Origin of the sequence: Caballeronia arvi (genome assembly GCF_001544695.2) — a bacterium.
Classification (GTDB): domain Bacteria; phylum Pseudomonadota; class Gammaproteobacteria; order Burkholderiales; family Burkholderiaceae; genus Caballeronia; species Caballeronia arvi.
On sequence record NZ_FCOM02000130.1, the window covers coordinates 1 to 7,158 of the forward strand.

Here is a 7,158-nt window from a genome sequence, read left to right on the forward strand (position 1 = left end):
CCGAAACGGCGGTTCCTTCGCGGCTAGCATTTCGCTCTCGTTGTGTTGATGCGGCTGACGAGGAACGGGCATCTCAATGCAGCAAGCTGACACGCTTGCGCGCCTGCTCGGGATGAATCACGCCGACATCTCGCGCATCTACGCCGCTAGGGTGTCTGTCTTTTCAGCGATCCGTTCCATGCCTTCCTGGCCGCTGCCATCAAGGCCAGCAAAGCCCGTCACCTGAGCGGCAACCCATTGAGAGGCGCCGTTCAGCGCACCGATGCGCGCTCTTCAAAAACGCTAACCGGGCGAAATAGTCTTTGACTATGAAAACGGCCAAGCCTGTTAATGCGTTGAACTGATATGACTTTCCCTGTCAATCGCGATCGGTTCTCGGTTTTTGGTTCATCTGAATTTCCTGAGGGCGACGTAGCAGTCGTCTCGACGGTTGGTCACACTGATGTTCACCGTTCACGGACGCGCAATTCGTCGATCGAGCGCCATTTCGTCTCCGGACACCGAAGCCCGCCGGACGCTAGGCGGGCCAATTTTAGCGGTAACGCTACTCGCGTTGCGGCGCCGCCTCGGACCACTGGTCGCGAGCCACGAACGGAGAATCGGTGTCGCTGCCTCCAGCACGCAGCGCGCTCCGCGCTGCCTGAGCCAGTTTTTCGTAATGTACTCGGAAGCGATTCAAGTCTTTCTCCTCAAGTTCTTCAAGATCGAGCAGGGCGTTGTGAGCGCCTTCGATTGCTCGTATGAGTTCGTCGAGTTTGATTTGCATCGCGGCCGTGTCACGGTTTTGCGTGTTCTGGATCAAGAAAACCATCAGGAAGGTAACGATCGTGGTCGACGTGTTGATCACAAGTTGCCAGGTGTCGCTGTAGTGGAAGAACGGACCGGTGATCGCCCAGGCGAAAACAAGGCAAACGGCAACTACAAACGTGGCCGGTCTGCCGGTCATCGTAGAAAGGTAGCTTGAAAATTTGGAGAACCATTTGCTGCTCATCACAACCTCCACGAAGTTAATCCATTCCTGCGGTGTCGCCATCGGCGAACAACAAAGCGACCGGAGGCGACCGTCGAAGTCACGTATGGCCGAAAGACCCGGCATCGGAGCGGCCATTGCTGGGCATCGCACTCGGTGGCAGTCGATTTCCTATCGCCTGTGCAAAGGTCATGCCGGTTTGCCAAGGTTTTCGTGGTTTTCGGACAAGGGACGGGTCAACGAACTCCCGTATATACTGTTTGTACAGTTTTTTAATTAGCATGCGACCATGGCACCACACCAGGCCACCAAGAAAAAGGAAGCGGCATCGGAGCCTGCCGCCGAGGGGCGACTGACTAAAAAGAAAGCTCGGAAGAAGCGCACGGGCCGTGTTGAGTTGGTTTCCGTCAGCGTGGCCTCGCAGGGCAAAGAACCCCTCAAGAAGGAAAAGGTCGTGCGCGATACCTTCACGATGCCGCGATCAGACTATGGAAAGATCGCGACGCTGAAACAGCGATGTCTTGAGGAGGGTGTACTGGTGAATAAGAGCGAGCTTCTGCGAGCGGGCCTCCTTCTCTTGGAGGCTGCTTCTCCGGAACACTTGCGGGATGCGGTATCGGCGGTCGAAAAAATCAAGACGGGTCGGCCGCCAAAATCCGGCTAGGTTGGTCTGGCCAACGTTCATTCAAAAACTTGCCGAAGCGTTGTCATCAGGACTCCGACGTCGGTTTTGGGACCCATTTCCATGGCAGACAAACACACATCCAGCCAGTTCGATTCTGATCTCCATCGCATCGTCTCCAAGGTGCTCGAGATGGGCGGGCTGGTCGAATCACAATTGATCCATGCGATGGAGGCCCTCATTCGCTTCGACTTGCCGCTGGCCAACAAAGTCATTGCGGAGGAGCGTCGGCTCAATGCGATGGAAGTGGAAATTGACGCTGACTGCGGCAACGTCATTGCACGACGACAGCCGACCGCGTCAGACCTGCGTTTGCTCATGGCGAGCTCGAAGGCGGTCACCAATCTGGAGCGCGCGGGCGACGAAGCACGCAAGATCGCGAAGCGCACCCGACGCATCGCGGGTGACGAGGCGGGCAAGTTAATCAATACAGCGGGAATCGAATTATCCGGTCGGATGGCTGCGGCCATCCTCCATCAATCGCTCGATGCCTTCGCTCGGCTCGATATCGCTGGTGCGGCGCAGATCGTGCGTGAGGACGAGGCGATCGACGAGCAATACCGCTCATTCGTGCGCAAGCTGGCAGCCTTCATGGCGGAAAATCCTCGCGTCATTTCGTCGGCGCTCGACTATCTCTCCATTGCATCGGCCATCGAACGCATTGGGGATCACGCAACGAACCTGGCAGAGCTCGTCATTTATGTCGCCAGGGGCACCGATGTGCGGCATCTTCCAAAAGAACAATTTGAGCGCGAAGCGCTGGGTAATTGAGAACCGAACATTGGCGACATCGGTTACAGCGGCAAACTCGGCTGTTCCACTTGCCGCATCGCTGGGCGCACAGGAAACCTTACTGCTCCGCGGATCGCTACATATCAGAAGTCATCCGGGCTGCTCGGCCGGGGAGAAATCCGATGCATCGTACGTATCAGTATCAGGGATTCAGCATCGAGGTTGATGTTGAGACCAACGTCAATCAACAGACGGCAGTTGGCCTTGACGCTTGCGTCGGGTACGTCGCTATGGTCAGAATCCTTCGCCCTGACTTGCCCGTGGCTGTATTTTCGGCCTTGCGATTCGGCGATATGCGCGGTCGTTTGTTTTCCACCGAGGTTGATGCCCTTAAGGGTGGTTTCGGCGCAGGCCAGCGACTCGTTGATGATCTCTGCGGTGGCCGCGAGCAAGGGTAGCGCCCGCTTTGCTCGGCGCATGCACTCGTGACCTGCCTATTGACGGGGTGGTTTGATGAGAATGACTCAAAGATCGGTGTATGCGCCGATTTTTGTGGAAGCTGACCTTTCCGGTGGTCAATTAATACGAACGGACGCGCGTTATCTGCCGGTTCTTTCTCCGAGGGGTCGCATGTCGTTGGGAGACCGCGATTCTCCTGAGTGCGGCCAATCAACGCGCCCTCCGGTGCGGTTCGACCTACACACCCAGAACCTTGCCAACGGTCTCATTGAACTCGTCGGTCGCGCTTTCGATGGCCTCGTCGGCCGCATCGTCCAGATTGTCCACATTTGCATCCAGAACTTCCTGCAGCGTCAGATACGCTGAAATGATGCTGTCCCGTTGGTCATCTGCGATCCGCGCATACACGGCTTCACCCAAGGCTTCCATGAAGTCGCCCCGGCTCCCCCCACTATGCCATCTGGGTTGTCTTCCAGGTCGTCCTTGAACTGTTCTATATCTGCCATGTGCTCCCTCCACAAGTTTAAGTGCAGCGTTGCATATCACGCAGGCATCGCTTTCCAAGCTGACCCGCCTCGCGGCACATCGCACGCCATCGTTGATGGATGACCGTTTGGCGACACAACTACCAGAGGCACCGTCATGCCATTTTGCAACAATTTTGGTGTCTTTGTCCGCCGCACGATCATGCGCGTTCGCGTAAAGCTAATGCGCGCTTTCGATGTCATTAGGAATCCTCGATGTATGACGCGTGGCCGCGATCTCAATGCAACTAGCGGCTTCATTCCTTCCTCGACCGGATACACGACGGCGGGTAGAAGAGCGTCTTGCAGAATACGCCGCCGTCTTCGTTGACAACACGCGCGCCCTTGGCCTTCGCGTCGTCGATGGCATCGGTCGTATAGGGCGTGCGATGAACGGATTCGCCGTCGGCGTCATGAGTGCGCTTGATATTGGTATCAAAAACGCTATCAAACACGACAGAAAATGAATTAGACGGGCATTAATAGCGTCCCTATAGTTTCTCTGCCGACACACGAGGCACAAGGCGTCCAAGAGTAACTATCGGAGATTGAAGAGATGAATGCACGACTGAATGAAATGTTGGCGCAAGCCTTCGCAGAATCAACGAAAGTCTATCAAGAGCGCGGCTTTCAGCGGCGCGTGGGTTTCGGCAAGAAGCCCGCGCTGGTCAACGTCGATCTCGCGAATGCTTGGACGCGACCGGGCAATCCGTTCACGTGCGAGCACATCGACGACCAGATCATCCCCGGCGTCCAGCGTCTGCTTGCCGCGTGCCGCGCGAATGGTCATCCGGTCATCCATGTGACGACCTGCTATCAGGTCACCGACCGCAAGAACCCTAATACCGACATGGGCCTATGGCACAACAAGATTCCGGTGGATGTGGTCGCGCAGTCCGATGAGAACCTTTGGGCGATCGACTCGCGCATCGCGCCGATCGAAGGCGAGCAGGTGCTCATCAAGAAGCGCGCGAGCTCGTTTCATGGCACTTATCTCGCGGGGTTTCTGCGCGCCGCGGGCGTCGACACGATTCTCGTGACCGGCGTGACGGCCTCGGCTTGCGTACGTACGACGCTGTGCGACGGTCTTGCTGAAGGCTTCCGTACGATCGCGGTGCGTGAGTGCATCGGCGACCGGGTGCCGGGTGCGGTCGAATGGAATCTCTTCGATATCGACGCCAAGTTCGCGGACGTCGAATCGATCGATCGCTGTGTCGACTATCTGCAATCCTTAAAGGGCTGAGTGCCGCGCGGGCAGCTGGCGGCCCGCGATACTGCACTTGTAATTTAGAAGGGCACGATATTCGCATGCCGCGACAGAATTGAGTAGAGGCGGCATCTTTTCATCAGAGATAGCGTGCCCTGCGGCGCCAGAGCGGTGATCGGTTCGACACTTTAAGCGACACATGTCTTGGAGAGCGCGATGAACGAAAGTACATTACCGGCGCGGTGTTGACGGACGAAGACGCGCCGTCCGCGAGTGTGAATGCGATCTACCGTCGCATCACGTGGCGGCTGATTCCGTTCCTATTCGTGTGCTACGTGGCGGCGTATCTGGACCGGATTAACATCGGCTTCGCGCAGATCCAGATGCGCAACGATCTCGGCTTCAGCGATGCGGTATATGGGCTCGGCGCGGGCATCTTCTTTGCCGGATATTTCCTATTCGAAGTGCCAAGCAATCTGATCCTCGAGCGCATCGGCGCGCGCAAGACGCTCATCCGGATCATGCTGCTCTGGGGCCTGACTTCGGCGGGCATGATGTTCGTGAAGTCGCCGACCACGTTCTACATCATGCGTTTCATGCTTGGGGTCTTCGAGGCTGGCTTCTTTCCGGGCATGATTTTCTACCTCACTTGCTGGTATCCGGCCGAGCGTCGTGGACGCGTGAAGTCGATCGTGTGAAGGTCATCGAAGCCGTGGTCGATGGGCGGCTGATGACCTGGCGTGCTGCCGAGCGCTTCGGCATGAGCCGGCGGCAAGTCGAGCGCCTAGCCAGTCGCTATCGCGCCGAGGGCGCGGCGGGCCTGGTCTCGAAGCGTCGCGGCAAGCCCAGCAATCACCAGTTGCCCGAGGACACGATCTGCCGCGCGTTGGCCCTGATCCACGAACGCTATGCCGACTTCGGCCCGACGCTCGCCGGCGAGAAACTGCGCGAGTGTCATGGGCTGACGCTATCGAAGGAAACCGTGCGGCATCTGATGAGCGAGGCCGGCTTGTGGATTCCTCGCCGGCAGCGCCCGCCCAAGGTCTACCAGCCGCGCGCACGCCGCTCCTGTCTGGGCGAGTTGATCCAGATCGACGGCTGCGAGCACCGCTGGTTCGAAGCGCGCGCCCCGCAATGCACGCTGCTGGTGTACGTGGACGATGCAACCAGTCGGCTAATGTTGCTGCATTTCACGGCGACCGAGTCGACCTTCAGCTACTTCGAGGCCACACGCGCGTATCTGCAGCGTTATGGCAAGCCGATGGCGTTCTACAGCGACCGCGCCAGCGTGTTTCGCAGCGTGGCGGCGCATAAGACGGGCCGCAGCGTGACGCATTTTGGGCGGGCGATGTACGCGCTCAATATCGACACGCTGTGCGCCAATTCGAGCCCGGCCAAGGGCCGTGTGGAGCGCGCGCATCTGACTTTGCAGGATCGGCTGGTCAAGGAGTTGCGCCTGCGCGGCATCAGCACGATAAGCGAGGCCAATGCCTATGCGCCCTGCTTCATGGCCGACTATAACGTGCGCTTTGCCAAGCCGGCGCGACGTGCGTTCGATGCTCACCGGCCGCTGCGGGAGGATGAGAATCTGGACGAGGTGCTGACTTGGCGCGAGCAGCGGCGCGTCACCAAAACGCTGACCGTGCAATACGATCGCGTGCTGTATCTACTCGACGACATTGACGAGAACCGCGCGCTGATTCACCGCTATATCGAGGTCTGGGAATATCCCGATGGACGCGTGGAGCTTCGAGCAGCCGGACGCCTGTTGCCCTACAGGGAATACGATCGACTCACGGAGGTCGACCAAGGGGCGATTGTCGAGCATAAGCGCTTGAGTCACGCGCTGGAACTCGCGCAGCAGATGCAGTTGCAGCGCGATAACCGGCGCGCCTCGGGCTCGCCTTCGCGGACGAACCGGGGCATCGAAGTGCGTGCGCCAGAGCGGCTGCCGGGAACCAAGAACCAGCGCGAGTTCACGCGTGACGATCTCGAACAGATGATCGGACAGTTGCGCCAACAGCACGACGCCGCAGCGCACGAATCCGGTACGAAGACAGGCGATCGGTCGGGCAAAGCTTGGGGAATGCTCACCCGCGCCCTGCTCGTTCAACGCTTGTGCTTCAACGCTATGTGAGAACTAAAACCAAGAACAGGTACGACATCTGTATGTAGCCGCCCCTACGACATTTCTATCTGGCCGTGACACAAAAGAAGCAAACAAGCATGTGCGTGCAGCGGCGATCCACGCGCGAGGGGTGACGGCTTGTGCATCTATGGCCTTGCCTCAATGAGAGAAACGGCAAGGTCAAAATATCGGGGTTACAAAAAGCCCGCCGGTAGTAGCGGGCTAAGAGGGTTGCAACTTTACCTACGCCCACTACAGCCAGCGGGCGCACTTTCAGATTAGTCCCGTTTCGTTGTCTGCAAGTTGCACAGAGGACAAAGAAAAGGCCCGCCGATATGAGCGGGCCTAATGTCTTACCTTTGCCATGCGCCCACCCACTTTCCTCAGGGCGCACGAGTAGCTTAATAACCGTCCCGCCCTGCGTAAGTCCCTGAATTCCCTTAGTTGCGCCTTCAG

8 protein-coding genes and 1 pseudogene are annotated in these 7,158 nt (G+C 58.2%); 6 read left to right on the top strand and 3 right to left on the bottom strand.

Annotated elements, in window-relative coordinates; genetic code table 11:
- Window positions 1-544 precede the first annotated feature (544 nt).
- Window positions 545-991 carry a low affinity iron permease family protein gene (locus tag AWB74_RS42975; protein ID WP_200822116.1) on the bottom strand — a complete coding sequence of 149 codons (447 nt, stop codon included), beginning with the start codon at window positions 989-991 and terminating at the stop codon, window positions 545-547.
- A 268-nt stretch (window positions 992-1,259) separates the two neighbouring features.
- Between AWB74_RS42975 and AWB74_RS48015 the strand changes: the two genes are divergently transcribed.
- The gene (locus tag AWB74_RS48015) at window positions 1,260-1,634 is read left to right on the top strand and encodes a hypothetical protein (RefSeq protein WP_235024932.1); all 375 of its coding nucleotides are present in this window, start codon (window positions 1,260-1,262) and stop codon (window positions 1,632-1,634) included.
- 81 nt (window positions 1,635-1,715) lie between these two features.
- The gene (gene phoU, locus AWB74_RS42985; protein ID WP_061152579.1) at window positions 1,716-2,423 is read left to right on the top strand and encodes a phosphate signaling complex protein PhoU; all 708 of its coding nucleotides are present in this window, start codon (window positions 1,716-1,718) and stop codon (window positions 2,421-2,423) included.
- Window positions 2,424-2,527: 104 nt separating this feature from the next.
- On the opposite strand, the gene AWB74_RS46715 is transcribed toward phoU, so the two are convergent.
- Window positions 2,528-2,836, bottom strand: a complete 309-nt coding sequence (locus tag AWB74_RS46715) for a hypothetical protein (RefSeq protein WP_160110399.1) — start codon at window positions 2,834-2,836, stop codon at window positions 2,528-2,530.
- A 244-nt stretch (window positions 2,837-3,080) separates the two neighbouring features.
- On the bottom strand, window positions 3,081-3,272 hold the full coding sequence (locus AWB74_RS42995) for a hypothetical protein (protein ID WP_061152581.1): 192 nt from the start codon (window positions 3,270-3,272) through the stop codon (window positions 3,081-3,083).
- Between the two features lie 322 nt (window positions 3,273-3,594).
- On the opposite strand from AWB74_RS42995, the gene AWB74_RS47095 reads away from it, so the two are divergent.
- From AWB74_RS47095 to AWB74_RS43010, 4 genes and pseudogenes are all read left to right on the top strand, one after another.
- Complete coding sequence (locus AWB74_RS47095; RefSeq protein WP_200822117.1) at window positions 3,595-3,834, top strand: hypothetical protein; 240 nt, start codon at window positions 3,595-3,597, stop codon at window positions 3,832-3,834.
- Between the two features lie 89 nt (window positions 3,835-3,923).
- The gene (locus AWB74_RS43000; protein ID WP_061152583.1) at window positions 3,924-4,610 is read left to right on the top strand and encodes an isochorismatase family protein; all 687 of its coding nucleotides are present in this window, start codon (window positions 3,924-3,926) and stop codon (window positions 4,608-4,610) included.
- A gap of 206 nt (window positions 4,611-4,816) precedes the next feature.
- Window positions 4,817-5,266: pseudogene (locus tag AWB74_RS43005) on the top strand (MFS transporter); the annotation flags it as partial.
- A gap of 38 nt (window positions 5,267-5,304) precedes the next feature.
- Window positions 5,305-6,711 (top strand): ISNCY family transposase, encoded by a 1,407-nt coding sequence (locus AWB74_RS43010; RefSeq protein ID WP_235024933.1) that lies wholly within the window; start codon window positions 5,305-5,307, stop codon window positions 6,709-6,711.
- Window positions 6,712-7,158: the final 447 nt, after the last annotated feature.